The sequence below is a fragment of the Armatimonas sp. genome, from assembly GCF_964826245.1.
In genome coordinates this window covers 1-3029 of sequence record NZ_CBAYMC010000383.1, presented here as the reverse complement: position 1 = coordinate 3029, position 3029 = coordinate 1, and the positions used below count along the sequence as shown (strand labels likewise).

Annotated in this window: 3 protein-coding genes; 2 read left to right on the top strand and 1 reads right to left on the bottom strand. The window is 60.2% G+C overall.

Going from position 1 to position 3029, the window contains the following annotated elements; all coding sequences use genetic code 11:
• The coding region (locus tag AC1XOS_RS21795) for an ADP-ribosylglycohydrolase family protein (RefSeq protein WP_481964317.1) at nt 1-893 on the bottom strand (893 nt) is incomplete at its 3' end.
• A gap of 69 nt (nt 894-962) precedes the next feature.
• On the opposite strand from AC1XOS_RS21795, the gene AC1XOS_RS21790 reads away from it, so the two are divergent.
• Entirely contained in the window at nt 963-2231 is a 1269-nt protein-coding gene (locus tag AC1XOS_RS21790) for a hypothetical protein (protein ID WP_481964316.1), read from the top strand.
• Between the two features lie 55 nt (nt 2232-2286).
• On the top strand, nt 2287-3029 hold a 743-nt coding region (locus AC1XOS_RS21785; protein ID WP_481964315.1), incomplete at its 3' end, for a serine hydrolase domain-containing protein.

Genomic DNA, 3029 nt, shown 5'->3' with positions numbered 1-3029 from the left:
CCTTGGAGGGCTTCGATCCAGCGAGTGGGGATTCCCGCGAGGCCAAAGCGCACCCCGGCAATTCCCCCCGCGACGCAAGCCGTGGTATCGGTGTCTCGTCCGAGGGCGATAGCGGCCTTGACAACCCCTTCGTAATCGCCCGCGGCTTGAACTTGGTGAGCGGATCGTAGGCAGTCCACGACATAGCCACCTCCCGTGCCAAGGGTCTTTTCCATCGGACGAACGGAGAGCTCCAACTCTAGGCGGTAGGGGCCGTTTTCTGCATAGTAGTCACGTAGCGTTGCGACAGCACGCGCCCAGGTTGGTTCTGCTTTAGCCTCGTCGCTAGTAAGGAGATACCGCGCCCAGAGGCAGTAGAGGGCGCAGCAGACGTGCGAGCGCGGGTGTCCGTGGGTAACACTGGACTGCAAGTGGGCATCGCGGATGAGGTCTTCGTCGCTTCCGGTGTGCCAGAGGGCGAGTGGAAGAACACGCATCAGGGAGCCGTTGCCATTTGCCATCTCATCGGCACGACCCGCGGCATGGGCAGGCGTTCCACGCAACAGCTCCCAAATCGCGTCGCCGGTTTGGATACCGCAGTCAAAGACTCGACTATCAGGGGTGTAGGCGGCGTTTTCGTACCAGTCCACGATGCGCCTGCCAAAGTCGTCTAAATCCAGCTCGCCGCAGGTCAATAACGAGTCGAGCAGAGCGAGCGCCTGTGCGCCATCATCGCTCCACGTGCCAATCGGGGTGCGGCCGTGTGCCCGTGCAAAGCCCGCGGGTGGCTCCATCTCAATCGCATCCCACGCGGGGAGCTGATCGGGTGCATGAAACTCATAGGGAACTCCGAGCGCATCCCCGATCAGCAGGCCGTAGAGGCCGCCCGCGAGTGATTCATAGGAGAGGTTCATGGTTATTAACGTATCGTATACGATTATTGAGCGCAAGCCTATCGTCTGGTAGATAGGCTATAATCGCCCATGCAAGAGACAAAGCTCGCTCCGGAGGTCAAGGCCGCCCTGACCCGCTCCTTGATTGTCCTCAACCAATACGACGGTGGGATGCGCAAGCAGGATGCAACTCATGCAATCTGCGAAGCACTTGATGGAACCATCCTTTCGGCCGGACGCACCTACCGTGATCTGGAATCCAAGTTTGACTTCTTTACCCAAGCAACCCGGGAAGATGGAACCGTTCTATGGCGAAAATTCTACGGTCCGCTCCGCTCCGGTGGTGACGCCCTGTACCGAGCGGGGCACCTCAGCGAGCAGTATTGGCGCAACGATATTGCGGAGGCGATTTGCGTCGACGGGCATGGCAATTGCTTCGTGACAGGCCCCTCGACTCTCGACACGCGCGACGCAGCAATACGGGCCTTTCGGGATTACGGCGCGGCAGTCGTCTCCTACAATGCCGCAGGGGCGTTGCGCTGGGCGACCAAGATCCCGGATTTCAATCAGCCACGGTGCATTGTTGCCGGACCGAACGGAAAGATCCTGGTCTTGGGAGTCGGCGGATACCGCCGCCGAAGCATCGGTGGAAACCCTCTGTTGATTTACGCTTTGAACGCATCGGATGGAAAAATAGCGCGAACCCTGAACCTCGGTGTTGACCGCCATGCGGTCGCGATACGGGTTCTTCCTGACGGAAACATCCGGGCCATTGTCTTGGACGGCCGCATGTATGACTTTCCGGATCACGCGTATCGTCACTCGCCCATGAAGCGCATTCCCGGTAGCTGGCTTTCGTTGACGCTCACCCCCGATCTCAAGGTGATCGAGAAGATTCGTTTCGATGCGCACGACCAACACGTCCGGAAACGCGGCGCGATTGCGCAAGACGGTACTGCGGTCACGATCGAGTCGTACCCGGATGAGACCGACCGACTGAGCTGCTGGCGGGATGGAAAACAACTCTGGCAACACCGATTCCCTCTGCCGCAACCGGATAACCCTCGCCGCCACCAGCGTTGTGACTCTCCCATTTCCATCAGTGCCGGAACCGTTTTCGTCGCCCTCGGTGACGGGCCTGGTGGGATCAACGGCGCTGAGCAATCTGCCATCAATCGATTCGACCTCGTCACCGGCCAGCCACTCCCCGATTTGCTCACACCGATCTACCCCAAGGGCACTCCGCACTGGGTTCCGGAAGTGATCTACGCAACCCCGACCCGGGTCCTGGTCGGGGGGGAAAGCTATATCGGGGACGCGTGGGTCGGGGTGATGCCAATACCACCAACGTCTCCATAGTCGTCGTGGCCAGATGTCGAGATCGTTCAGCAGGCCGTAGAATAGGGAAACAACAATGTATGACGAAAAAGTTGATGAGGCGGCGGGGATTCTGGCGGCTGTCACGGCGAGTGGGCAGGTTCGAGGGGCGGTTCTGCATGTCCGTAGCCAGACGACACTTTTCACACGAGCCTTTGGGGAAGGCTGCTCGGTAGACAGTGCGTTTCTCCTAGGGTCTATCTCGAAGCCAATCGTGGTTGCGGCCCTCATGACCCTCTATGACAAGGGGCTTTTTGGTCTCGACGAGCCTGTTTTGCGCTATCTACCCGAGTTTGTGGGGGAGGGGCGTGAGCGGGTGACGGTTCGCCACCTGCTTACCCACGTCTCCGGCCTACCCGATCAGCTCCCGGACAATGCCTTTCTACGCCAGAGCCATGCCCCGCTCTCTGAGTTTGTTTGTGGAGCGCTTCGCGTGCCCTTAGAGTTTGAGCCAGGAGCGCGCTATCAGTACTCCAGCATGGCGATCTTGCTCGCGGCGGAGCTGGCACAGCGCCTCTCAGGGATCGAGATAAAGCAACTGGTAGCCCAAACCGTTCTCCAGCCACGGGGAATGACGCGCTCTGCTCTGGGAAGGGGGGCGCTTACACCGGATCAAACCATGCCCTGCCAGGTCGAGCACGCCGCGCCGGAGGCAGGAGGAGGAGCGCCTGGCTCTGATCACTGGGACTGGAATAGCCCCTACTGGCGGGCACTGGGCTCTCCTTGGGGCGGCGTGCAAGCCTCCGCGGCCGATGTCGCCTGCTTTCTGGAGGCATTTCT